We start from the raw sequence: 25,342 nt of genomic DNA on the forward strand, positions 1-25,342 counted from the left end.
ACCGATCAGCGATACAACACGGACTCAGATGTACGATTTCAGCTTCGAAATAACGTACGACGCAGGTGCCGACGAGTACGTCGACCGCTTCATCGATCGCGAGTCGCTCCGGTCGGAGGCGATCTACTCGTGTCTGGACCCGACGGAACTGTGGGCGCTCGAATCCGTCACGGGGGATCCGGCAGACCTCACGGCCGTCGACGAACTGCTCTTGGACGAGTCTGTCGACCGCGAGTCGATCAGCGACCGCGCGTGTCGCGCTACCCGGACGACCAGTCTCATGGCGAACGAGCGGCGGCGGCGGGTGGCGTTCACGTACGTCTCCGAGATCGAGTACTGTGAGGCCGTCCCGATCATCGCCGCCAAAAACGTTGACGGCGGACTACTCTTCGAGCAGGTACGTACCGGCGACACGGTTCGGTGGCGCGTGCTGGTACAGGACGACTCGAAGATCGGACTCCTGTACGACACGCTGGCCGCGAAGCTCGGGGAGGGGCTGTCGTTCTCCTTCGAGCATCTGACCGAGGTCACCAACTGGGAACGCGGGCTGGTGTCGGGAGCGGACATCCGCGCTGAGCAGCGGGAGATACTCACGATCGCCGTCGAGCGAGGCTACTTCGAAACCCCGCGGGAGGTGACGCTCGAGGAACTCGCCACGGACCTCGAGCTCCCTCGTTCGACCGTGTCGTACCGCCTTCGGCGTGCAACCGCGGAGCTCGCCAAGCGCTTCGCCGATCGAGAACTATGACCCACGATACCCCTTCCGATGGCCCCTCACACACGACATCCGAGCCGACGACGGAGACGGCGTATCCGCCGGACGTCCTCGTCGCCCCCGAGTGGGTCGACGACAGACTCGACGGGTTCGCCTCCGACGACTCCGACCGCCGGCTCCTCGAGGTCGACGTCAACACGGCGTTCTACGAGACCGGCCACGCGCCGGGCGCCGTCGGCGTCGACTGGCGGCGGGACCTTCGCGCGGCCGACCGCCACGACATCCTCGGCCCCGAGGAGATGGAGGAATTCCTCGGCTCGCACGGGATCACCGCGGACACGACCGTCGTCGTCTACGGCGACAACTCGAACTGGTTCGCGGCGCACCTCTACTGGCAACTTACCTACCTCGGCCATCCGGACGTCCGGATCATGGACGGCGGTCGCGAGTACTGGACCGACAACGGGTACCCGACCACGACCGAGCCGGTCGATCCGCCGACGGTGGCGTACGAGGGCACGCTCGACCCGCCGGCCAGACCGGACGTCAGGGCCTATCGCGAGGACGTTCTCGCGGCGCTCGGCGCCGAAACGCCTCTCGTCGACGTGCGCCTGCCCGATGAGTTCCGCGGCGATATCACGAGGCCGCCGGGCATCGACGAGGGGGCGATGCGCGGCGGGCACGTTCCCGGGGCGACGAACGTGTTCTGGGCCGAGAACGTCCGCCCGGACGGACGGATCAAGGAGCCGGACGAGCTCCGGGCGGTCTACGAGTCTCGGGGGATCGAGCGCGACGACGACGTGATCGTCTACTGTCGGATCGGCGAGCGCTCGTCGGTCACGTGGTTCGTGCTCGAGGAACTGCTCGGCTACGAGCGCGTCCGGAACTACGACGGCTCGTGGACCGAGTGGGGGAACATGATCGGCGTCCCGATCGAGGTCGGCGACGAGTGAGCCCCGTGAACGGGAGTTCGCTCCGTCGACTCTCGGTGGCTCACTCGCTGCGGTCGGTCCGGAGGTTCTCCTCGAGTAGCTCTCCCCGGGTGTGCCACGTTCGCGGACGGCAGCAGACGACGGCCGCCGCGAGGTAGCCGACGGCGACGACAGCCGTGACGAGCAGTCCCGACACCTGTCCGACGGCCGCGCTCGCGGGCCAGCCGAGATCGCTGAACGCCGTGATCCGGAGCACCCACGCACCGGCGATCACCGTGAACAGCGGGAAGTACACGCGGCGAAGCCGGTGGGCGAGCGCCTCCTCCGTCGAGATCTGTAGCTCCGGACTCCGGTAGTCGGCCGCCAGCCGTTCGCGCCACGAGTCGTCGAGGTCGTCCCGGCTCCCCTCCGGGTCGAGCCCGACGGCCCAGACGTGTCGCTGGAGCGTCCGCACCCGAGAGCGCCACACGTCGTACGCGCGGTACCGTCGCGCCTCGACGAACGCGAACAGGAGCACGCCTGCGCCGCCGACGAGAATCACGTAATGGGGGTTCGTCTCGCTGGAGAACGACCACGTCAACACGCCGGCGATGAGCAGGACCGCCCAGTTCGTGGTGCGGTCGAGGCGCTGACGCCACAGCTTCATCCGGTGGATCTCGCCGCGGTACAGGTGCGCCATCGCCGAACTCGGCCCCATGTTCTCGTCGAGCAGCCCCTCGCCGATCGCGGGATCCGCCCGCGGGGACCGTTCCGGCGTCCCACCGTCGGTCGACTCGGCGCGCGACGACGTCGTCTCGTCGTCGCTCATTCGCGTCTCACGACCGGGGTGACGGCTCTCATCATTATTGTAATATCTATACAAGACCACGCCTGATAAGTCCGACGGACCCGTGAGTTTCGCGCTGCACACCGCCGTCCGCGAGGCCGGGAACCGTCCCGACCGTCGAGGGACCGCTATCGCCAGACCGCGAGGACGGCGATACCGAGCGAGACCGCCGTCCACCCGGCCAGTCCGAGAAGACTCACTGTCGGCGAGGCGGCCGGGATCGGCGGCGGCGACGCCAGCGCCGGCGCGACCGCGAGCTCGACCACGAGGCCGCGGAACGCGCTGGCCGGGCTCACCCCGAGCAGGACGTCGAGGCTGCCCCCGACGGCGCCGCCGGAGAGGAGCCCGACGATCGCGAGGTCGATGCCGACGGCGACAGCCACGACCAGCGTGACGCCGACCGCGAGCGCCTCCCTGGTGGACCGCGCGGCCGCGGAGGCGGCGATGATCACCGCGGAGACGGTCAGCGCGTACCCCATCGCGAGGGCGACGAAGCGAACGAACACGATCGGCGAGTCGCCCGCCGAGTGGGTCGCGAGGAACGACGCCGCGCTGGGCGAGGCGAACGACGCGAGCACGCCGGCGACCCCCAGCGACGCCGCGACCACTGCGAGCACTCCGAACGTCCGACCGAGATAGACGCCGCCGACGTACTCCGCCCGAGAGACGGGGTACGTCCGGATCACGTCGAGCTCCGACCGGTCGGCGTCGCCGCGGATCGAGCGGTAGACGACACCGAACGCCAGCACCGGTACCAGCACCTCGACCACCGTCAGCAGGTCCAGCGTGAGCGAGACGTACCCGCCGGGCGCGCCGACCGCGCCGCCGGCGACGGCGATCACCACCACCGCGAACGCGCCTGCGACCGCGAGTAACGACCGCGTTCGGACGAGCGTTCGGAGTTCGCGGTCGATCACCGCCGCCGTCCGCGAGCGGCGACTCATCGCCGTGACACCTCCGTCTCTGTCGCCCGTTCGGCCGCGGAGGCGCTGTCACTGGGCGGTGCTTCCGCCGGCGGAACGACGCGATCGTGATCGGAACTCGTCGCCAACGCGGCGAACACGTCGCGCAGCGTCTCCGCCCCCGTCTCCGCTCGGAGGTCCGCCGGCGACCCGTCCAACTGGATCGCGTCGTCGGCGAGCACGATGACGCGGTCGGCGACGCGCTCGACGCCCGCGAGGTCGTGGCTCGCGACGACGACCGCGCGGTCCTCGTCGACGACGTCGCGGGCCGTCGCGAAGATGTGATCGGCCATCTCGGGGTCGAGTCCGCTCGTGGGTTCGTCCAACACGACCAGCGGCGGATCCCCGACGAGCGCCTGGGCGATCCCGAGCAGGCGCGTCATCCCGCCGGAGAGTGCCCCGACGCGGCGGTCGGTCGCCGACGCGAGGCCGACCCGCCCTAACGCGGTCTCGGGGTCGATCGACGTGCCGGCCAGCGACGCGTAGAACTGGAGCGTCTCCGCCGCAGTGAACCCCGGCCGGAACGACGGGGACTGCGGAAGATAGGCAACGTCGCGGCTGCGCTCGGTGTCATCAGCCAGTCGGCGAGACGGCGGTGCGGGTCGAGAGACGGTCCCGGAATTGGGCTGCCGAATGCCCGCGAGCAGTTCGAGGAAGGTCGTCTTGCCGGAGCCGTTCGGGCCGACGAGCGCGACGAGTTCGCCCGGCTCGATCGACACCGAGCAGTCGTCGACGATGGTCACGTCGCCGAAGCCCATGTGCACGTCCGACAGCGAGACGACGGGGTCGGTCACGTCGACACCCCCGTCGCGGCACCGGACGCGTCGACTCTCGGCTCGGTCTGAGCATCGACTGTCGGCTCGTTCCGATCGTCGACGCTCGTCCCGGTCCGATCGTCGCTCCCGTTCGTTCGTGCCGCCGTGATCGCGGCCGGTCGCACCGGCGCTGTCAGCGGCGCCGTGTCCACGACCCCCGTCGCCCGGAGACCGGGCACGGAACTCCCGAGCCCCCGCGTCAGCGTGACCGCCGGCGACCGGGCGAGCGTCCACGCCCCCGGTGTCGAGTGGAGGCGTCCGTCGATCGGTCCGGTCGGGCGGTACGGTCGGTCTAAAGCGCCGTCGCCGTCGCGGTCCTCACCGGGGAGGGCTCCCCAGTAGTTGCCCTCGTCGGCGACGGTCCACACTCGCAGCGCTCCGAGATCGGAGTCGACCGGATGGTCGTTCCCGATCACGTCGTTGTGCGTCACGTGGTTCGTCGGCAACAGTGACGATCCGCGCAGCCCGTACGTGTTGTCGACGATCGTGTTCCGTGTGTACAGCGATCCGGTTCCGGACACCGTCATTCCCCACTTGTTGTCGGTCAGGACGTTCTCCGCGTAATAGGAGTCCGACCCGACCGTGCTGATCCCGGTACGGGTAGCCGAGACGTGGTTCCCGACGACGAGATTCCCCGTCGGTCGTGTCATGATGATCACGCCGACGGACTCGTTTCGGATCTCGTTGTTCGCCACCAGCGTCCGCGAGGTGTACATCAGGTGGACGCCGAATCGGCCGTCGGCCAGCTCGTTGTGTCGGACGACGGTCCCGTGTGCTCGGTGCGTGTAGACGGCGTCGCGACCGCCGGTGAAGCTGCTGTTCTCGACAACGATCGGCTCGTACATCGCGACGACGCCCATGAACCCCTCGTCGGGCGTGGCCGCGCCGCGGAGCGTGATGTTCCGGACGACGGCGCCGTCGGCGGCTCTGGTGATGACCCCGCTCGCTGGCGTGTCGATCACGACGTTCTCGACGAGCGCGCCGTCGGCGCCGTCGAGCCGGATCGCGGCGTCGCCGCGCCCGTACGCCAGTTCGACGGACGACGACCAGTCGCTCGATGCGTTCACGGACCGCTCGGGACTGCCGACCGAGCCGACGCCGGAGATTCGGAGGTCGGTTACGGCCACACGGCTCGCGTTCACGTGGAGAACCGACCCGTTGCCGTCGCCGCGGATGTGTGTCGCGGCGCCGGCACCGCTGATCGTCACCGACGTGTTCACGGCGACCTCGTCGACCGCGTACTCGCCCGGCGGGAGGCGGATCGTCGTGTTCGGCGGCGCGGCCGCCAGCGCCGCCCGGAGCGTCGGCTCCTCCTCGCCGACGGTCACGGAGACTGGCCGGTCACGGAGCGACCGCGCCGCATCGACCGCCCGATCGGCCCACTGCGTGCGCTCGTCGACGGTCGCCTCGTACCGCTCGCGAGTGATCGGGCTGGAGGCGTCAACCGCCTCGTCGACGCGCTCCCACGGGACCACCTCGCCGCCGTAGCGCTCGGCGAACGAACTCGCGGTCCCGCGATCGGAGAACGGCATGGCAAGCGATCCTGTCGCAGTTCGCGCGTCGCTCCCGACAACGACGTACGTGTCCTCGGCGCGGACGAACGACGGGTCCGCGTCGACGACGGGATAGCCGCGGTCGGTGAGCGAGACGTTCGTCCCCGCGTAGTCGGTGACGAACACCGCCAGCGGTTGTCCGAACTGTCGGTCGTGGCCGGTTCGGCGGTGCTCCGCGAGATACGACTCGATCCCGTAGTAGCCGATCACGTACTCGTACTCCGCGTAGAACGCTTCCACCTTCGGGAGCGTCACCCCGTCCGCGTCGGCGGCTCTGAGCGTGGTGCTCGTCATCCCCAGGGAGACGGTGTCATCGAACGGCACCGGATCGACCGAATTACCGGCGCCGATGGGGACGGCGAAGGAACTCCCGAGCACCAGCGCCGACAACGCGACGGCGACGACGGCGGTTCGCGCGTACATGCGAGTCTCCTACTTGCCGAGCTGGCTGATCAGCGTCGGCGTCACCGCATCGAGCGTGACCAGTTCGCCGCCGTGTTCGGACCGGAACGACTCCGCGTCCGACTCCTCGGTGAACGCGAGGAGGTCCGCGCCCATCGTTCCGACGACGGACGATCCGGCCACGAACGTGACCGACTCCGCGGGGGCGAACGACGACGCCTCGACGTGTCGCGAGATGAGCCGCTGGCCGCCGTCGGTTCGGATCTCGTAGTCGACCGTCGAGTAGTCGGTCACGTAGAACGACGAGCGCGTCCAGTCCTCGTGTTCGTCGTCGAACTGGAACGCCTCCCACGTGCTGTCGAACCGCGCGGGGTTCGCGTGACCGTTGGGCGTTTGCCCCTCGTAGAACACCTCGCTGCTGGGCCCCGGGTGCTTCGAGATCACCATCCCGCAGACGTCGCAGGTCGCGTCCCCCGGAACCGTCACCGCGGCCGGACCCGCGTCTTCGTCGCCGCCGCCGAGGCCCGCACAGCCGGCCATCGACGCGACTCCGGCCGCAGCCGCGCCCGAGAGGAGGGTCCGGCGAGAAACCGTCCCGTCGGATCGCTGTTCGGAGGAGCGTTCCCCGGCGGTAACGGCTCCGGGGTCTGTCGATGTGTGGGGTATCATTCACGCCGAACTACTCGCCGCTCGGTCAAAGGGCGCCGGTTGTCGTGCGACAACTTCGATGCAGCGCCGGTCGACGCAGCACCCCGCGCCCGAAACACAGGTGTGGCAGCGACGCCGTTGCCACCGTCGGCTCTCAGACCGGCGGCGACTCGAGTTCGTCGCGGTCGACGGCGAGTTCGTACTCGACGTCGTCGTACTCGTAGTACACCCTGTCGATCGTCGCGTCCGACGGAAACTCGGTGATAGCGGTCACGCACCGCGCACGAGCGCCGGGTCGGATCCGGATATTCGCGTACCAGTGTGGCGGCAGCCAGTCGACGGCGTGTGACCCCCCGAATCCGCCTCCGATGGAGTCGTCGGTGGCGTACTGGTACCGGTCCTCGTCGAGCACGTCGTGTTCGTCGTACCACCATTCGACCGGTTCGTCGCCGACGTTCTCCACCTCGAAGAACAGGACCGTCGCAGTGCTCGGGTCCTCGTCGTCGAAGAGGCCGCCGTCGCTCGTCTCGACGTCGTCGGCGACGCCGACGAGGTGAACGTCGAACTCGTCGGTGATCGCGCGGTTGATCGGACTACCCACCGGTGTCCTCCCCCGTCTCCGGTGCTCGGACAGTGAGACTGACTGACATCGGCGGGTGAAGAGTCCGGCATGACATAAGGTTCACCCCGGATCGTCGTTCGATACCCACGACCCCCCTGTGACACGCGGCAACCGTTTATGTCCCTCCGGTAGTCGACGCCTACCCGAAGCGATAGGGACCGATCCCGTCGGGACCTCGGCCCCGAAACGGTTTCCTCTCGGCTCTCAAATCCGAAAAATACGGTCAATTCTTTTATACGTGTGCACGTGTGTGGCTGGTAGTACATGTCTAGAACCGCTCACGGGCAAACGATCGCGTGGGGAGCGGCGGGTATTCCCCTCGTGGTCGCGCTCGTGCAGACGTTGTTGGCGCTGTTCGGCTACACGTCGAGCTCGGCGGGGCTCACGCCCATCGCGGATCCGGTGTTGTCGATCCCGGTGCTGTTCGAGGCGGCGGTGGTGTTCAAGGACAGCTCGGCGACCGTGATGGGACTGTTCCTGCTTATCGCGCTGGCCTGGGCCGCCCAGGGCGGTGCGATGCTGATCATCGAACATCGGGAAGCCGCCTACGGTGCGGCCACGCTGTCGGCGGTGCTGTTCTTCGCGCTGTTCTTCGGCGTGTACGCGCCGCTGGCGTCCGCCGAGATCCCTCTCGTCCAGCTCGGCGCGTTCTACGCCGTTCCGGTGTGTGCGGCCGCCCTACAGCTCTTCGCGGTGGCGACGTACCCGTGGAACGAGGTGGTGCTCGAGGAGACCGGCAGCGACCTCGGGCGGCTGGAGGCCGATCTCGCGAACCGACGATCGGCGTTCGACACCGCCTTCGACGCCCGATTCGAGGGGCTCGAGACGCTCTCGAACGTCGCCCCGGGTGGCGTCCGCGACGTCCGCGACGGCGCCGAGGAGTTCCGTGCCCGGCTTGACGAGATCGACGACGACATCGCCGAGATCCGGACGATGTCCGACGGTGAAGCCGCACAGGCGGCCCGCGCCGGCGTCGAGTCGGAGCTCGACGGCGTCGACCCGGACGCGCGTATCGAGGAACTCACCGACGGGTTCCGGCAGGCGCTGGCCAGCGGGATCCGAACCGAGTACGGCGAGTTCGTCGTCCGCTCCGAGTACGGCGAGCGCTATCGAACGGTCAACCTCCCGACGAAGCACCGGGAGATGTCGATCCCGGGCGGTGGGGACGCCGTTCACCTCGACCACGTCGACGAGGAACTCGAGTCGCTGACGCGGACGACCGACTCGTTCGGCGCCGTCGCCGCGGCCGTCGAGGCGGTCGACGGGCACCGACAGCGTGTCCGCGCGCACGTCCGCGAGCGGGAGGCGCCCGTCGTCGAGGCGATCTCGACCGCGGAGGGCAGACTCGACACCCTCGAGGGACAGCTCGACGCGATGGACGTCCCGTTCGGCGACCGGATCGACGAGGTGTTGATCGCCGGACGCGATCCGGACCTGGTCGGCGCACGCGACGTCCGAGCCGAACTCGACCGCGCGCGCGAATCGCTGCACGAGTGCCAGTTCGACGATGCCCGTACGACAGCCGAGTCGGCCGCCGACGACGCGTCGACGCTCGTGACGGCCGCGGAACTGCTGTCGACGCTGGAGGCGAGCATCGACGCCCGCCACGCGACGGTCTCGATCCCGACGGAGATCCCCGACGGGTATCTCGAGGCGATCATTCCGGCCATGCGGTCCGGATACGACGGCCTCGACGCGACGGTCGTCGCCGGCGGCAACCGGATCTCGTTCAGTTACGAGGACGGCGCAAACGAGACGAGCGAGTCCACCGCCACGACGACCGTGAGCGATCCCGATGGGGGCGACGCGGTCGACTCGTCGGATCGCTCCGACGCCGTCGAGTCCGGGACGGGCCGGGAGTCCGTTCGCGTCGCACCGCCCGAGGAGGTCGTCGACGGGGTGTTGTACGCGTTCCGCGAGTTGGAGCGCGTCGCCGACGGTGACGACCGGATCGTCCAGTTCCGCCTCGAGGACCTTCCCGAGGGCGTCGCGACGCGTGACGTGCTCGTCAACGTCGAGCGGTTCGCGGGGCGTCAGTCCGATCTGTTCGATTCGGTCGACCTGCAGAGCCCGGAGCCGCCCGGCTTCATCGAGTTCACGCCGGCCGAGGGGGCATCGATCGAGCGATCCATGGCGACGGCGCACCGTCGCTTTCGCGAAAAGTACACGTAACCGCACCCACTGAGTACACAAAATGACCGAATCCTGCGAGATCTGTTATACCGAACCGGCTGCCTGGGAGGCGGATAGCATCGAAGAACACGTTCTGAACGCTCACGGCGACGCAGAGCCGTCGGTCCGAGCCATCTACGGCGATCGGTTCACGCACCTGTTCGAGGAGGGCGCGGACGCGGCCGCGGACGACGCCGCCGGCGACGGCCCGTCCGTCGGCGGCGGTGACGGGGGGTCCGACCTCGGAGACTCCGGCGACCTCGACCCCGTCTCGATGGACGACGACGGCGAGATGTACGGGCGGAAGTGGTTTCTCATCGGGGTCGGCGGCGCGGGGAACAACATCGTCGACGCCGTGTTGATGCGTCGCGACACGCTCGCGCGCAACCACGAGGACCGCGCCCGCATCTGGCAGGGCGGCCTCGCGGGGTACGGCCTGCTCAACACCAACATCGCCGAGTTAGAACAGACCTACTACGCGAAGGAGCTCAAGGAGTACTCGCGCAACGACCTGCTGTCGAACTCGATCATCGGGTTCGGCAAGCAAGGCTACAGCGGGATGGGGTACCGCTGGAGCAACGGTGCCAAGGTGGCGGAGGCAGACTTCGCCGACGGGAGCAACCCGTTCCGCGACCGCTGGGACATGACGAGTCAGGACATCCGCGACGCGCAGGCGGTGATGTTCGTCCACAGCGTCACGAAGGGAACCGGCTGTGGCGCCACGCCGGTCATCGCGGAGAAGCTCCGTGAAGAGGTCATGGAGTCCGGGCTCGTCATCGATCAGGCGATCCTCAGCTCCGTCGTGATCCCTTCGGAAGGGGGACAGCAGTCTTCCGTCGGCGGCCGCGCGAAGGCCAACGGCGTGATCGGCCTGTCGCGTATCTCCAGGTCCGCCGACGCGATCATCCCGTTCAACAACGACCACCTTCGACGGGCGAGCACCGACATCCACCCGCGGATCGAGGGGATCGAGCGCTACAATCCCCCGGAGTTCGCGGAGCTCAACAAGCCGCTGGTGGCGTTCCTCGAGGCGTTCACGATGTCGTCGACGCCGCAGCTCACCGACCGCGACGCGACGATGAGCATCCGCGGCAGCGTCTTCGACGTGGCCGACAGCTTCCGACTGGTCGAGGACAAGTACCCGCACGACATGGCCCCAGAGGAGCGACCGGCTGTCGTGCTCGCGCCGGCGCTGGGGCGACTCCGTTCGGACGACATCTCCGAGTCGAGTCTGGAACTGCTCGCGCGCAACACGCTGTTGCAAAACCGGCTCGCCGACTTCGACCCCTCGACGGCGTGGGGTGGAAACTTCATCATCTACGGACCGGAAGAGCAGATGACCGACGTCTCGGAGTTCGTCACCGACGGGACGCTTCAGGAGATCCTCAACGGCGAGGAGTTCCTGGACGCCAGCTCGCGCTCGGGCGTCGAGACGGTTGACGTCCAGGTGAACCAGCTCGTCATCCCGTATCTCGACGACGTGTTCATGTGGGGAACGCTGTGGAACCCGCGGATGCCGTCGCTGGAGTCGATGTACGAGCACGCCAAACGCCTCAAGGACGAGGGGCAAACCGTACAGGCGGAACAGATCCGCGACGTGTGGAACGAGGTGCAGCCGCTGTTCGACTGCCTCGGCCGGTCCAACATGCTGTGATCCATGTCGGGACCACCGATATCAACCGTGTTTATGGGGCTGTTCGGCGGCTCGGACGAGCCGGACATCGAGGGCATCGCCGACCAACTGGGCGCCCGTCCGACCGAGGGGAACGTCAAGCGAACGCTCGGCGAACTGGAGGAGTCCATGGACCGGCTGGCGGCGGCGGCCGACATCGCCGGCCCCGACGGTCGCGTCGAGAACGACGCGCCGCCCGCCGAGAAGGCGCGAGCGCTCGCGACGCTGGTCGAGCGCGGACAGCTCAGCATCGACCGCACCGCCGGCGGCGGCTCGGCCGGCTCCGCGGCGGACGGGTCGAGCGGGGACGGCGTCGTCGCGTCCGTCGCCGACGACGTGTCACGATCGAGGCGGCCGGCGGGACACCGTGCCGCCGCGCTGCTCGATGCGCTCGCGAACGCCGGGTCGACCGGCGAGGGCGAACTGCGCGACACGCTCGAGGCGGCCGTCGATCGGCTCGAAGCGGCCGACGACATCGACCGCGCCATCGAATCGGACGATCCGGAGCGAACGGCCGGTCGACTGACCGGCGTCGACGACGACCTCGCCGCAGCCGTCGCCCGCCTCGCCGAGATCGCGGGTGACAAGGATCGATCCGACGACACCGCGGGGACGGAACTGCAGGACGCACGCGTCGTCGTCGATCGCGCGCTCTCGAGGGCGCCCGGGTGTCGAGCGCCGGATCACGACGCCTCGCTCGTCGAGCGGGTCGAGCTCCTCGCGGAGGCTGTCTCCGGTGGCGGCGAGGACGGCGGCGACGCCCCGGGGACCGCGGCGGCGCGTCGGGTTCGCGCCGCCAACCGCGCGGAGTGCGAGCCGGCTCGGGATCTGCTCGACGGCGTCGCCAGCGGCGACGAGGACGACGTCACCGAGGCGCTGCGTACGGCGGTGGACGCGCTCAACGAGGCAGCGACGGTCCGAAACCTCACCGACGACGTCGACGCCGACGACGTGGCGACCAGGATCCGATCGCTGGAGGAGACGGTAGCCGGTGTCGACGGCCCGGTCGCGGACGCGCTCGCCGACCGCGTCGACCGTCTCGGCGCGATGCTCGACCGCGCCGACGCGAGCAACGCCGTCGTCCCGTACGCGGTCCGAGAGGAGGTGGACTTCTACGAGCGCGACCTGCTCCCGGTGCTGGAATCGAACGTCTCGGGCGGTAGCGGCGCGGAGGCGCGCAACGCAGATATCCCGGAACCCGGGACCGGCGGGGGCGCGGGTGACGGCGGCGGCGCGGACGCGGGAGCCGCGGTCGACGCGCTCGGGGATCGACGGGCGGATATCCGCTCCCGGTACGTCGATTCGCGGACCGATCACAACCACAGTATTCCGATGTTCTTCCTCTCGCTGTCGGAGTCGATGGAGGAACAAGCGCGCGAGGCGCTCGACGCGGGCGACCACGAGCGCGCCCGAGGGATCGCCTCGGCGGCCGACGACCTCCTCGAACGTGTCGAGGGGCTGTACGAGCGAAACGAGTACAGCGTGATGCTCAGGCGACTTCGCGGGTAGTCGATCCGCGTCGCCAATTATTGCGATCCGTACATGTGACGGTAGAGTTATATCTCCCTTACCAAAAATGCGAGACAGGTAGACCATGCCATATCTCTTTGTCGGCGCTGGACAGGCCGGGTGCTCGTTGGTGGACTCCGTGTTCAGTCATCAACGAGTCGCCCAACTGGCCACGCCAGTCGCGTTCAACTCGACGATACGGGACCTCCAGAACCTCTCGAACATCGAACGGGAGGCGTGGTACGGCGTCTCGGAGGAGAGCGGACTCGTCCCCGGTACGACAGCGGGGTTCGAGGAGGAAGTGACCGGGGGTTTCGGCCGCGACCCCGAGAAAGCCGACGCCGCGCTCTCCGGGCAGCAGCCGCAGTTAATCGACGCCTACCAGGAGCGGTTCGGCGAGGGAACGCCGCCGTTCGCGTTCCTGTTTCTCGGATTAGGGGGCGGAACCGGCTGCGGGATCGCCCCGCATCTCGCGGAGGCGATCGCCGAGTACGGCGGCCCGTCGACGGACATCATCGCGGTCGCGGTCCTCCCGAACACCGCGGGACAGGTGACCGGGGACGACGGGCCGAGCGCCACCCGACAGGCGACGAACGCGATGTACGGCCTCGACAGGCTGGAGGAGCACGTCGACGGCGTCATCCTCATCGACAACCAGCGGCTCGCCTACGAGGACGCCGCAGAGGGGCGGTTCAACGAGTACAACGACTACGCCGCGTCGGCGATCGTCGACCTCATCTCCGGCCCCATCCTCGAACGGATCAACCCCGGCGAGTACGACGACCTCGACGCGCCCGTCATCGACCTGCAGGACGTGGTCACCTCGCTCACGCTCGACGACGGAGGGGTCGGCTACGCGACGTTGGGACGGTCGGTCACGATGACCCGGTCGCTCCCCGGCTACATCCTTCCGTTCGTCGGACGTAAGTCCGTGGACGGGGCGACGCTCTCGCGGCTGGCCGTCTCGAAGCGCAGCGTCGAGGACGTCAACCCCGCGGACGCGGCGAAGGCCATCGGACAGGTTCGCGCGCCGGCGCCGTACCTCGTCGACGACGACTACCGGATCCAGGTGTCGGTGATCCGTGGGCTGCTCGACTCCTACTGTCCGGAGGTCAACATCGGGATGACGCTGACGAAACGGAACCTCGCGTCGTTCACGACGCTGTTGACGTTCGCGCGCGAGGACATCTCCCGGATCGCCGAGATCGAGGACCTCGCAGCCGAGCACGCCGCGGGGGTGACGGTGTGAACGGCGGCGATCGCACCCGCGGCGCGGCACTGCTGCTCGCCGTCGGACTCGTTTTGCTCTGCGGTGTGCTCGCGACGACGGTGCTCGCGCAGGACGCGGGCGGAGACGACCGGTCGGTCGGCGAGCTCGCGACCGCCATCGAGTCACAGTACGACGAGACGAAGGCCGCGGCCGACATGGCGTCCGAGCCCGTCCCGCCCGCGCTCTTGGGCGGCGGACTCGGCGTCGGTCTCGGCGCCATCGGGGGTGCGGTGTTCGCCTATCAGAACCGGGGGATGCGCTGAGATGGCGAGGACGTACACCACCGTCGCGCTCGCTGTGGCGATCGTCGCGAGCGCGCTCGCCGTCGGCCCCGGGGTCGCCGCCGGCGCGGCGGCCCCCGACGCCCCGTGTAGCGGCGTCGGCGACAGCCGACTCGTCGCGTACGACGACACCGACGAACGCGTCGGCGACGCGACCGTCTACCCGGGAACGACGCTGACGCTGTACGTCTGCTCCAGCGACGACCCGGAGGAGTACGACACTGCGTGGAGATTCGATGCGGCCGACGTGGCGGGTATCGAGCTGGTGACGACACGCGAGTCGAGCGTCGTCGTCAGCGTCACCGCCGCCGCCGACTCGATCTCGCCCGCGACGGCGGTCGAGCTGAAGGAGAACCTCGCGGGGCCGGAGATCGGGATCCAACGGGGGTACTCGACCACGGCGACCGTCGACGGCGAGTCGGTGAGGCTCCAGTTCGGGACCCAGTCGGACCTCGACGCCTACCGGGACGCGAACGCGACGTTCGAGACCCGGCGCTCGAACATGCTGAACGCCTCCGGGACGCTCGCCGCCGCGGCCGAGGACGGGAACGCCCTCGGGACCGACCCGGCGGACCAGCTGGCGACCATCCGAGAGGCCAACCTGACGACCGCCGGACAGCAACTCGAACGGGCGACGTTCGCCGCGGCCGTGGCGGGCGATGCCGACGACGCACGGACGGTGATCGAGGGCGTCGAGAACGAGCGTTCGGCCAGCAGGGATACGGCGAAATCGGACCTGAAACAGTATCTCGAAGTGCTCAACGATCGCGAGGACAGCGCAGCGATGACCGTCCTGATCGTGCTCGGCGGCACGCTGCTCGGCGGGCTCGTCGTCGGCGGGGGGGTCGGATACCTGCTCGCGCGGCGGACGCTCTCGAAAGTCGAGATCGACCGTGGCGTCTCGACGGCGACACAGTACAGCCTGAAACAGATCGCGGTGCCGCTGGCGATCGGCGCGCTCGCGCTCGTCGTCGCGGCGGTCGGCGCGGTCCTCGGCGGCGGCGACCTTCTGGCGGTGATTCTATGAAGCGACAGTACAAGGCAGCACTCGGCATCGGTGGTATCGTTCTCGCGACCGCGCTTGCGGGCCTGCTCTCGTTCCTCTACTTCGGCTCGCAGATCGGCGTGTACGTCATCGGCGTGGGCGCGCCCCTCGCCGTCGTGATCGCTATCGGACTGTACGTTCGGGGTGTGCTCACCCGGGACAACACCAGTCAGGGAGACTTCGTGCAGGAGGCGGCCCGCGCGGCGGCGGAGTCGTTTCGCGACGAGTTGACGACGTACAACCGACTCACGGGGGAACACGAGCGATGGGACCCGGGCGAACTCGACACCAGGGCACGGCAGATCGCGGACGACTTCGGGGACGCCGGCGTCGCGGTCGACGTCGCCGCGGCGACGATCTCGGTCGACTCGCCGGGGCGCGTGCAGGAGTTCGACAAACTGCAGGACGACGTCCGCGCGTTCGCGAACGATCGCGACCGGTCGTTCGGCGAGTTCGGACGGACGCAGATCGAGCAGGCCCGCCAGGGCGCACGCTCGGTGAACGAGTCGGTGCTCGACGGGAGCGGCGCCCCTCTCTCGGTGACGCCCGACGACGTGCCCGACGGCGCCGCTCCCGGGGAGACGGAGCGCGTCCTCTCGACGGCGCGCGAGGAGGCTGCCGCGGTCTACGAGGACGCCGTCGACCGCATCGAGTCCACGGTCGCCGAGTACGACGGCGACGCCGCGCGGATCGAGGCACATCTCGACACCGCGCGCGAGTCCATCGCCGACGCCGACTGGGACGGCGCCAGCGCGGCGATCGACGACGCGCATGGCGACGCCGAGTCGGAGGTGAGCGCGGCGTTCAGCGCCGACCGCGACAGCATCGACAAGCTCCTCTCGACGGTCGACTCGGTCGGCGTCGACCGGTACGCCGAGGACGCCGACCTCCGGACGTTCGAGGAGGCGCGCGAGCGGCTCGCCGGCATCGACTCGGCGCTCGCGAGCGACGAGCTGGATTCGGTCGGCGAGGACGTCCGACGGGCCGCCACGAGCGTCGTCGCGACGCTGGAGACGGAGCTGGAAACCAACGTCGAGGTGATCCGCGACGCGGACGTGCCGGTCGGATTCTACACGGCGCCGCCGGCGGTCGCCACCGACTTCGAGGCGCGACTGCGGGAGGCGGCGGACCTCGACGAGTTCCGCGACGAGTGGCTCGCCGCGGCGGGCGAACTGACCGAGGCCGTCGACGCGGCCGAGACGAAGGCGTCGGTGGCCGACTCCTACGGGATGGTCAGAGAACGGATCGCCGACGGGGTCCGAACGGACGGCCGCGTGACCGCCGACGACCTGCCGGTCCGCGACGCGGAGCCGTTCCTCGAGCTGTACGCCGACGGAAACGACGCCGTCGAGTTCGACCCGTCCGTTCCGGCCGTCGTCGCCGAGGGCGGCGGCGAGTCGTACACGGTGACCGCCACGGCGCAGCTGGCGACCTCGACCGGGACTGAACACGACCTGACGATCGCACTCTCCGGCGACGGGGTCGACGAACGCGAGACGGCGAGTACGTACGTTGCCACGGAGGCGACCTTCGAGGAGATCCCGTACGGCGAGTACACGGTGTCGGCGAGCACGCCGGCGGAGGAGTTCGCGGACCAGGAGACGACGATCCAGGTCGACGACGACAGGTCCGTCGAGCTCGCCCTCGACGAGGTCGGGCTTCGCGAGCGCGTCTGCGGCGGCGACATCGACGACGTCAGGAGTCAGCTCCCGACAGTCGCCCCCAAGCTGGAAGAGGAGTTCGCGGGCGACGAGTACCTCACGCCCGACTCCGACATCCCGGTCGCGGCGGAGTACGTCCCCTGTCTTCTCGTTCTGTGGGCGGAGGAGGCGGGTCACGAGGCGACGCTCGACGACGGGCGCGTCCTCGTGTACGACCACGACCAGTTCCGTTCGCGGCTCGACACGATCACGACCCACAACCTGACCGACGGCGATACGATGACATACGACCAGATGCGGCGAAAGTTCCTCTCCGTACCGGCATCCGACGACCTCATTCGCACGACGCTGCGCGAGCTTGACGCCGGCGTCGATATCGACGAGACGGGGGTGAGCGCCTGATGTCCCGGGCGGACACGTTCACCAGGTGGGGCGTCATCTCCTCGGGCGAGGGTGGCGGCCGGATCGCCGCCGAGCTGCTCGCTCGCGAGGACAACCCCGGGATCGACGACCGGATCGCGCTGTTGAACACGAACCGCGCGGACATCCTGAACACCATCGAGCGGGCGTCGCTCGAGGACACCTCGGAGTACACGACGGTGTTCGGCTCCAAACGCGGCGTCGGGAACAACTTCATCGCGGGCGAGCAGTGCGCACGCGAAGACATCGACCTCATCGTCGGCGACATCCAAGAACGGATGACCGGCGCCGACGCGTTCATGCACATGACGACGCTCGGCGGCGGGACGGGCAACGGGTCGATCCCGTACCTGATCGAGCAGCTGTCCGGGGGTGCGGACGCGTCGAACCTCCGTCCGTGGATGGACAGCGTCGTCCACGTCGCGCTGGCGGCGTGGCCCTACTACGACGAGCCCGCTCAGCGCCAGTTCAACGCCGTGATGGGGCTGTCGCGACTCCTGATGAAGCGCAACGGCGAACAGAACGCCGACATGGTGCTACTGGCGAGCAACTCACATCTCAACGACGACGGGACGCAGGGCAGCTACGACGCGGTGAACGACCGCATCGTCGCCGCGATCGACCTGTTCATCAGCGCCGGCCGGGAGGCCCGCGGCGTCATCGACGTGGAAGACTACGTCGCCCAGCCGTCGAACATCGGGGCGTATCACTTCACGCCCGCGGTCGCGACCGGGCTCAACGGGCGGATGCTCGAGTACGAGTTGATGTTCGACCGGGCGGCCGAGCAGACGTTCGTTCCGATGGACGTGACGACCTCGCGGGCGGCGTACGCGGTCGTCCGGGCCCCCGAGCAGCTCATCGAGTCGGGCGACATCACCGAGACCGGCGTCCAGTCGGCCTTCGGCGAGTGGAAGCGGGACAACGACATCGGCGGCGCCGTCGGGATGACGACGCTCACGCCCAAGCAGACCCGCGGCAACGACGTCGACGTACTGGTGTTGCTCGGCGGCTTCGACCTGAACCCGTTGCTCGATCACTCGCGGGACGCCTTCGAAACCCACAAACAGAACGTCGAGGCCGCCCGACAGCTCGGCAACGCGCCCGACGACTCCATCTCCGAGGCGCACGTGGCCGACCTCTCGGAGAACCTCGAACGGTACGTCTCGATCAACGCGAGGTGAGACAGATGGGGACCTGCACACACCGACGGCTGCTCGTCACGTTCCTCGTGCTGGCGCTCGTCGTCGGTCCGGCGACGGCGACCGCGACGGGCGGCGCCTCCGGCTCCCCGACGGCCGGGGCGCTGACGCCGTCGGGGTCGGTGATGGCGGCCGGCGATCTGAACCAGACTGATTCGGGGACGCTCCGGTTCGAACTGGCCGTCGGCAACGTCGGCAACAACTCGGAGGTACGGGTTCGATTCGAGTCGGGCGGCGACAGTGACAACGTCACCACGGCGGCCGAGAATCCGAACTCGAACGACGTGTACCGCTACCGAGTCGCTTCGGGCGACCTCCCCGACTTCTCGCTCGCGAACACAAGGATCACGGTCTCGACAGTCGACAATGGCACCGTTCTCCTCAACAAGACGGGGGTCGACCTTCGACACCTCGACCTCGCCGACGCGGAGGGCTCCTTCGACGACAACGGACGGCTCACCCTGAATGCGACCGACGAGACCGCGGGACTCGACGGCGAGTCGTTCGAACTGAACGCGTCCGCGAACGAGGGGCGGTCCGCGACGCTCTCGGCGACGCTCGAGAACGACACCGTCACGATCGACCGCGACGGCGCGTTCAAGAGACTGCTCGCGCCGCCCGCGGAGCTGACGCTGGCGGCGGCCGACGGCGGTCCCTCCGTTACAGGTGATACAGACGTGTCCCCAGAGGCCGCCGCACCGGACGCCACCGTCCTCGTGTCCCCGGGACGCGTGACGGTCCAGTCGCCGCTGTTGGTCGCCGGGACCGAGTACGGCGTCCACCTCAACACGACCGGGCCGAACGGGGAGTACGCCGCGGTGACGACCGCACAGGAGACCGACGGCGTCACGTCGGTGACAGTCGAAAACGAGTACGTCGCCGGCTTCGACAGCGTCACGATCGGCGTAACGACCGCGGGATCGGCGGTACTGTCGAGGACCTACAAGTCTGGCGGCGCACTCCCTGCGACCGTCGACAACGGTCAGCGGAGCGTGACGCTCCGGGAGGCGTCCTTCGCCGATAGCGACGTCTCGTTCGTCCTGCTATCGACCGATGGCGGGGTCCGGACGCTGAGCAACGCGTCCGTCGACGGCGCGACGCTCTCGCTGGCGGGACTCCCCGACGAACGAGGGCTCGATCCGAACGGGTCCTACCGGATGGTCGTCGCGTTCGCTGACGCGCCCGCGGTGACCGTGAGCGTCGGTGACGGCGGGGGGAGCTCGCCACTCGTGGTACCGACCAACGGGACGCAAGGGCCCGGAGCGAACACCACGGCGACCGGGACACCCGGGAACGAGTCGCAGGGCGGGATCGTCGGAAGTGTCCCCGGCGGACAGATCACGCTCGGGGTGCTCCTCGGGCTTGTCGTGCTTCTCGTGTTGGGACTCGGCTACGCCGTCGGTCAGTCGATGGGCGGCGGATCGAGCGGCGGCGGGTCCGGGGCGACACAGCAGACCCGGGACGTCCGCGTTCGGATCACCGACGGGTTCGCGAACGAGCAGCTCTCCGACGAGGTGTACCTGACGGCTCGACCGACGGGGCAGTCGTCGGCGTCGACCAGCGGCGTCAACCGCGACGCCGGCGGCCGCGAGGAGGCCGTCGACGGCGGGGTCGTCACGTGGACGCTCAACGCCGAGCCGTACGAGTTCACCGCCTCCTACAACGGAACGACCGTCACCGAGACGGCGGAGTTGCTCGACGATCGGCTGACGCTCAGCTTCGAGCCGGTGTCGAAGCGCGTCACCGTCATCGACGAGACGGGCGAACCGGTGCAGGACGCGACCGTCACTGCGACGTTCGACGACGAGCGGATCTCCGAGCGAACCGACGCGAACGGGCGGGCGTCGCTGACGGTCCCGATGACCGCTTCCAGCGTGGAAGTCACCGCGGAACACGAGCGATACGAGCCCGACACCCGCCGGGTGTCCGATCCGAACAACCTCCCGTCGGAACTCCGCGTCGTCGGCAAGACCGGGACGCTTCGGGTCGAAACCGCCATCGGCGGCGAGCCGACGGACGCGGTGGAGGTCAGCCTCGACACGGACGACGAGTGGCTCCGAGAGCGACTGGAGGAGTCGAGCCCGACCGACGAGGGGGACGACGCGGTCGGCCTCCCGGCGGGCGAGTACACCCTGGTCGGCTCGGTCGACGGTGCACCGTTCGAGGACGTCCGTTCGCGTGTGACCGTCCCCGAGGACGACACGGCGACGGTGACGCTTGACGTGCCGTTCGAGTTCCAGCTGTCGGCGACACAGCGGGAATCGCTCGAGTCGTTGCGCAGCGAGGCGGACGATCTCCTCCCGGGCGGTCGGCTCGACTCGGCCGTCCACAGCTACTACGCGAGCGTCGCGCGGTCGTTGGCCGACACGGTCGAACGGGTTCCCGAGTCAGGGATCCGGTTCGCCGAGACGGGCGTCGCTCCCGAGCCGGTCGTCGACGCGATGTTGTCGGCGGGTCGCGGCTGCGTCGAGGGCGTCGACAACGCGATGAACACGAAGCACAACGTCGACCTCTTCAGCGCGTGTGCGGACATGCGCGAGGTCTCTGAGGAGTGGCGGGCGGACTACGACCTCGACGACCTCTTCGAACTGGCGGCGGCCGACCGAGTGAGCCAGCGGGCGGAGTTGAAATCGCGACTCTCCGAGGCCGAATCGGCCGTCGAGGAAAACCGGGCCGAGGTGAACGTCATCTCGCCCGTGGGCGACGTTCTCGAGGAGCTACAGGCGTACGAACGCGAAACCAGAGAGTCGGACGAGGTGCGGAACGCGGCGTTCGTCTTCGCCGTCGCCGGCTTCGTCGAGTCGGTCACGGAGCTGTTCGAACACCCGCGGCTGCTCGACCGACTCAACAGGACGATGTACTGACGATGCTATCCAATCGACCTACCACCCCACCGATCGCAACGATCGCCGTGTGCCTCCTGCTCGTCGCCGGCACGGTGCCCGTCGGAGCCGCCCAGGCCCAGACGGACGCCGAGACGGCCGACGAGTTCCTCGCGGAGCTGCGGCAGTACGAGGACTCGCCGGCGCTGTCGACGTACTCCGAGATCGAGGTGATGCGCGGACAGGCGGTCACGGACGTACAGACCGGCGAGTTCACCGAGGCCGACCGAGAACGCATGACCGCGGTCGTGACCGTCCTCGAGGAGTTCACAGCGGCGTACGGAGCCGCACAGAACGACAGCACAGAGCAGAGCCTCGAACGGGCCGACGCCACCGCTCAGGCGATCGATCAGCTCGAGGCGGCCGGCGGCGACAGCTATGCGACGCTGGCTCGGCTCGGCCTCGAGCGGTTCTACCGCCAGCGCGGGGAGGTGCTGTACGAGCGCTCGCGGGAGGCGACGAACACCTCCGCCGAACTCGACGATCTTGAGAGCGCCGCGGCTGCGTTCGAGGCGGCGGGCGCGAGCGGGCGGTACTCGGCGGTGAACGCGGAGGCGAGCCGCGTCCGCGCGATCTACGAGTCCGACCGAAAGCGGATGGACGCCGCGTTGAGCGCCGCCGGGACGTTCGTCGACGACTGCGGTGACGCGTGCGGCTCGCCGACCGCGGCGATAACGACGCTCGGTCCGGGCGTGTTCGGGGCGTACACCGACGCGCGGTCGGCGACCGCCGACGCGGACGTCGCCGCCCAACTGGCTGAGAAGCACGGGCTCGGGACCGAAAGCGAGCGCGCGAACAGGCTCGCGACCGCGACCAACGACGCGCTGTTCTCGCTGTCGGTGGCCGCGACGGTACTGTCGCTCGTGTACGCGCTCCTCGTCGGCCTCGTCGCCGCCGCGTTCGGCTGGCGGATCGCGACGTGGGCCGACGACGTCGACGGCGCGAAGGTGGGACGGATCGTCCCGCGCGAGTCCGTGGAGGTGTCGGGACAATGAGCCGCTCGACGACCGTCGCGCGGCTGCTCGCGGTCGCGTTCGCTGTCGTCGTCGCGCTCGGCGCGGCGACGACAGCCGTCGCCGTCCAGACGACCGTCGAGAAGGACGCTGCGCTCACGGACCAGACGGTGACCGATCAGGTAACGTTCGAGTTCACAGCCGATGCGAACGAGACCGTCCAGGCGACCGACGAGATCACCCGCGCGAACGGCAACGTCGTCTTCGCGTTCGACTCGTGGGACCGCGTCGACGCCGGCGGTGGCGGCGGCGGAAGTTCCAACACGTGGGACGTGGTGTCCGGCGCCAGGTACGAGGTCACCTACGACGTGGCCGTAACCGGCGATGTCGCGGAGAACACGTACTCGGGAACTGCAGAGGTGGTCGGCGAGTCGAGCACCTATACCTCCGAGCAGCTGGAGGTGTACGTCGACCTCCTGTACCCCGAGTTCGGCTACCCCGACGCCGGGAACCCGACGCTGGTGTTCGACAACCCCAACAGCCAGTCGCAGTCGACCACCGTCGACGTGACCGTTCCGAACACGGGCCAGGGGGCGATGGTGATCTCCGAGGCGACGTTCTCGAACGTTCCCTCGGGCTTCTCCGTCGACACCGAGTCGATCCCCGACACGATCGACGCGAACGGCGAGGGCGACGTGGGGATCCAGGTCACCGCCGCCGACGACGTCTCGGCGGGGTCGTACAGCTTCACCATGACCTTGACGGACAATCTCGGGAACACGCGGGACGTGGCCGTCTCCGTCGACGTGGTGAAGCCGCCGATCGCCTCGGTTCCCGGCGACGAGGTCAACGTCGGTGACGTGCTGGTCGGGTCATCCAGTACGGTCGACTTCGCGGTCGAGGAGATCGCCGGCAACGACGGCATCGACGGGCTCAACGTCGAGGTGATCGGCGCGGAGACCGACGGCAGCGTCTCGTTCGACGGGCTCAGGTCCGTCTCCACGAGCCCGGGCGGCAGGGACACGACCTCGGTGACGATGAGCGCGCGAGACACCGCCGACCAGCACGAGGAGCTGGAGTGGGACGTGAAGGTGACGCCGGAGGCCGAGAGCGCACCCAGCTACACGTTCACGGTCACCGGTCGCGTGATCTACCCGGCGAAGCTCGAACGCGTCGAGGCGTCCGATTCGACGATCCCGTTCGACGAGCCCAGGTCCTCGACGTCGACGTTCCAGGAGACCACTGAGGTCGGTATCGTCAACTCCGGGGACCTGGAGATGAACGTCGTGAGCGCGGACGCGTCGATGGTGAGCGGGAGCCAGTACATCACCGCCGACATCGCCGACGTGCCGAACACGGTGGACGGGCTCTCGACCGGGCCGGCCACGCTGGCGCTCACCGCCGACGCCGACACGCCGGAGGGAGAGTACGACGTCGAGATCACCCTCCAGACGGAGGACGCGGGCACGCAGACCATCACGCGGACGGTGACTATCACGCAGGAGCCGCAGCTGTCGGTGTCCGGGTCCGTCGAGTACGGCGACGTGACGATCACCGAGAACCGCACGCAGACGATCGACGTGGCCGAGCGGCTCGGGTACGAGTCGATCGAGAACGTCGAAGTCGAGAAGATCGAGGGGCCCGACCGCTGGCTCACGGTCGTCAGCCGGCCCAGCGGCACCGTCGGCGCGGGCGAGACGCAGCCGATGGTCGTCGCGTTGCAGTTCGACACGGAGGCGGAGCTGTACCAGCAGTACCGCTGGCGGTTCCGCGTGTCGGGCGACGGCGTCGAGACGCAGACGATAACGGTGACCGCGCGAGCGAAGCCGTACAGCTTCGACCGCATCACCGAGCCCCTCGGCGAGTACGACTCCCAGGAACAGTGGAAAAGCGACACCGCGGGGCCGATGAACGAGATGCTCCTGTCGATGGAGGAGCGCCTCCGCGGCGACGCCACCGTTCCGGGGTCCGATCTCTCGCGGGGGCTGGCGGCGGGCCGGGCGACGCTGCTGTTCGTCGACTCGCTCGACGCCGCCCGGACGGCACAGGAGAACGGGAGCTACGGGCAGGCACAGCGCTCGCTGGCCAGGGCGGCCGTCGCGCGCGACCTGATGCGGCAGTACGCCGACTCGCTCGAACAGTCGGCGCTTCGATCGACAGCACAGCGCGGGGTCGCGGCGGCCGACGCGGCCTTCGATGAAACCGCCGCCGCCCAGCGTGACCACTACAGCGACGCCGTGGAGGCGAACGAGTCCGCCATCGAGTCCGCGCAGGCACATCGATCGCTGATGCAACTCGCCGACTACACGGGCGACGAGGAGGCGGAACAGCGACACCGGTCCAGCTACGAGGAGGCGTCGGACCGGTATCAGGCGCTCGTCGAGGACGCCGCGACCGATCGCGCCGCGGCGGACTCCGCGTACACGGCGTATCGCTCGAACGCCACGGTCGTCCTCGCAGGGTACCCGCTCGTGCTCAATCCCGCGCGTGCCGACTCGGCGCTCGATCAGATCAGCCGGATCAACAGTCGCTACGCCGACTCGGTCGACGGCTTCCGGCGGGCCGGCGCGACCGACGAGGCGAACACCGCGGCCGACCGGGCGGCGACGGTCGACGAGCGACTGACGGTCAGTCGATACGGCCTCTTCGGTGCGATCGGGACGTACGCGCTCGTCGTCGTGCTCGTCCTCGCCCGGGTGGCGTTCCGTACGTACGCGTACGTGCAGGACGCCGAGGCTGCCACGACCGGGGAGTTCCTCTCACGGACGTCCACCTGAGAGACCGAGAAGAAGCCGGGCGACGG

At 68.9% G+C, this 25,342-nt stretch carries 19 protein-coding genes; 13 read left to right on the plus strand and 6 right to left on the minus strand.

The annotated features are described in order from the left end of the window. Positions 1 to 28 precede the first annotated feature (28 nt). Positions 29 to 748, plus strand: coding sequence for a helix-turn-helix domain-containing protein (locus K6T25_RS12550; RefSeq protein WP_222914575.1), 720 nt, complete (start codon positions 29 to 31; stop codon positions 746 to 748). Beyond that, a complete protein-coding gene (locus K6T25_RS12555; protein WP_222914576.1) occupies positions 745 to 1,668 on the plus strand; it encodes a sulfurtransferase in 924 nt (307 codons plus the stop codon). Before K6T25_RS12550 ends, K6T25_RS12555 begins: the two co-directional genes overlap by 4 nt. A gap of 40 nt (positions 1,669 to 1,708) precedes the next feature. On the opposite strand, the gene K6T25_RS12560 is transcribed toward K6T25_RS12555, so the two are convergent. From K6T25_RS12560 to K6T25_RS12585, 6 genes are all read right to left on the minus strand, one after another. Further along, the gene (locus K6T25_RS12560; RefSeq protein ID WP_222914579.1) at positions 1,709 to 2,455 is read right to left on the minus strand and encodes a DUF2270 domain-containing protein; all 747 of its coding nucleotides are present in this window, start codon (positions 2,453 to 2,455) and stop codon (positions 1,709 to 1,711) included. 146 nt (positions 2,456 to 2,601) lie between these two features. Then, positions 2,602 to 3,417, minus strand: a complete 816-nt coding sequence (locus K6T25_RS12565; protein WP_222914582.1) for an ABC transporter permease subunit — start codon at positions 3,415 to 3,417, stop codon at positions 2,602 to 2,604. Beyond that, positions 3,414 to 4,229 (minus strand): ABC transporter ATP-binding protein, encoded by an 816-nt coding sequence (locus K6T25_RS12570; RefSeq protein ID WP_222914585.1) that lies wholly within the window; start codon positions 4,227 to 4,229, stop codon positions 3,414 to 3,416. The genes K6T25_RS12565 and K6T25_RS12570 overlap by 4 nt, the downstream gene beginning before the upstream one ends. Next, positions 4,226 to 6,226, minus strand: coding sequence for a NosD domain-containing protein (locus K6T25_RS12575; protein WP_222914587.1), 2,001 nt, complete (start codon positions 6,224 to 6,226; stop codon positions 4,226 to 4,228). The genes K6T25_RS12570 and K6T25_RS12575 overlap by 4 nt, the downstream gene beginning before the upstream one ends. Positions 6,227 to 6,235: 9 nt before the next feature. Continuing rightward, positions 6,236 to 6,745, minus strand: a complete 510-nt coding sequence (locus K6T25_RS12580) for a nitrous oxide reductase accessory protein NosL (RefSeq protein WP_222914590.1) — start codon at positions 6,743 to 6,745, stop codon at positions 6,236 to 6,238. 262 nt (positions 6,746 to 7,007) lie between these two features. Beyond that, a complete protein-coding gene (locus tag K6T25_RS12585; protein ID WP_222914593.1) occupies positions 7,008 to 7,454 on the minus strand; it encodes a hypothetical protein in 447 nt (148 codons plus the stop codon). A gap of 285 nt (positions 7,455 to 7,739) precedes the next feature. On the opposite strand from K6T25_RS12585, the gene K6T25_RS12590 reads away from it, so the two are divergent. From K6T25_RS12590 to K6T25_RS12640, 11 genes are all read left to right on the plus strand, one after another. Continuing rightward, positions 7,740 to 9,647: a hypothetical protein gene (locus K6T25_RS12590; RefSeq protein WP_222914596.1), complete on the plus strand. Its 1,908-nt coding sequence runs from the start codon at positions 7,740 to 7,742 to the stop codon at positions 9,645 to 9,647. 22 nt (positions 9,648 to 9,669) lie between these two features. After that, on the plus strand, positions 9,670 to 11,301 hold the full coding sequence (locus tag K6T25_RS12595; protein WP_222914599.1) for an FtsZ/tubulin family protein: 1,632 nt from the start codon (positions 9,670 to 9,672) through the stop codon (positions 11,299 to 11,301). 33 nt (positions 11,302 to 11,334) lie between these two features. After that, complete coding sequence (locus tag K6T25_RS12600) at positions 11,335 to 12,828, plus strand: hypothetical protein (protein WP_222914602.1); 1,494 nt, start codon at positions 11,335 to 11,337, stop codon at positions 12,826 to 12,828. A gap of 85 nt (positions 12,829 to 12,913) precedes the next feature. Then, a complete protein-coding gene (locus K6T25_RS12605; RefSeq protein ID WP_222914605.1) occupies positions 12,914 to 14,077 on the plus strand; it encodes an FtsZ/tubulin family protein in 1,164 nt (387 codons plus the stop codon). Further along, positions 14,074 to 14,361, plus strand: coding sequence for a hypothetical protein (locus K6T25_RS12610; RefSeq protein WP_222914608.1), 288 nt, complete (start codon positions 14,074 to 14,076; stop codon positions 14,359 to 14,361). The genes K6T25_RS12605 and K6T25_RS12610 overlap by 4 nt, the downstream gene beginning before the upstream one ends. Before the next feature lies 1 nt (position 14,362). Further along, the gene (locus tag K6T25_RS12615) at positions 14,363 to 15,406 is read left to right on the plus strand and encodes a hypothetical protein (RefSeq protein WP_222914610.1); all 1,044 of its coding nucleotides are present in this window, start codon (positions 14,363 to 14,365) and stop codon (positions 15,404 to 15,406) included. Next, a complete protein-coding gene (locus K6T25_RS12620) occupies positions 15,403 to 17,487 on the plus strand; it encodes a hypothetical protein (protein ID WP_222914612.1) in 2,085 nt (694 codons plus the stop codon). Before K6T25_RS12615 ends, K6T25_RS12620 begins: the two co-directional genes overlap by 4 nt. Beyond that, the gene (locus K6T25_RS12625) at positions 17,487 to 18,686 is read left to right on the plus strand and encodes an FtsZ/tubulin family protein (RefSeq protein ID WP_222914613.1); all 1,200 of its coding nucleotides are present in this window, start codon (positions 17,487 to 17,489) and stop codon (positions 18,684 to 18,686) included. Before K6T25_RS12620 ends, K6T25_RS12625 begins: the two co-directional genes overlap by 1 nt. Before the next feature lie 5 nt (positions 18,687 to 18,691). After that, positions 18,692 to 21,568, plus strand: coding sequence for a carboxypeptidase regulatory-like domain-containing protein (locus K6T25_RS12630; RefSeq protein WP_222914615.1), 2,877 nt, complete (start codon positions 18,692 to 18,694; stop codon positions 21,566 to 21,568). A 47-nt stretch (positions 21,569 to 21,615) separates the two neighbouring features. Then, entirely contained in the window at positions 21,616 to 22,581 is a 966-nt protein-coding gene (locus K6T25_RS12635) for a hypothetical protein (protein WP_222914618.1), read from the plus strand. Next, positions 22,578 to 25,316: a COG1361 family protein gene (locus K6T25_RS12640; protein WP_222914621.1), complete on the plus strand. Its 2,739-nt coding sequence runs from the start codon at positions 22,578 to 22,580 to the stop codon at positions 25,314 to 25,316. Before K6T25_RS12635 ends, K6T25_RS12640 begins: the two co-directional genes overlap by 4 nt. Positions 25,317 to 25,342 lie beyond the last annotated feature (26 nt).

This window comes from Halobaculum rubrum (assembly GCF_019880225.1).
In the GTDB taxonomy this organism is placed as follows: Archaea; Halobacteriota; Halobacteria; order Halobacteriales; family Haloferacaceae; genus Halobaculum; species Halobaculum rubrum.